1 protein-coding gene is annotated in these 243 nt (G+C 67.5%); it reads right to left on the reverse strand.

Annotated features, from left to right (window positions below; all coding sequences use genetic code 11):
* Positions 1–243, reverse strand: a 243-nt coding sequence (locus tag HLUSI_RS26910) for an ATP-binding cassette domain-containing protein (protein WP_040503155.1), incomplete at both ends; no start/stop codon positions are given.

Genomic DNA, 243 nt, shown 5'->3' on the forward strand with positions numbered 1-243 from the left:
GGGGGGGGGGGGGGGGGGGGGGGGGGGGGGGAAATGTTCCAGGCCGCTGATCGATTCATGTTCTGCAGGTTCGGTCTGCGAACCGTACAGGTGGCGCGACGCCGCCAGGTACAGCGTGTCGTTGACCAGCGTCGATTTGCCCGAACCGGACACCCCGGTCACGCAAGTCAGCAGGCCGACCGGCAGGTCGAAGCTGACGTTCTTGAGGTTGTTGCCGGTGGCGCCGGTGATGCAGTCGTGGCG

Origin of the sequence: Herbaspirillum lusitanum P6-12 (assembly GCF_000256565.1) — a bacterium.
In the GTDB taxonomy this organism is placed as follows: domain Bacteria; phylum Pseudomonadota; class Gammaproteobacteria; order Burkholderiales; family Burkholderiaceae_D; genus Herbaspirillum; species Herbaspirillum lusitanum.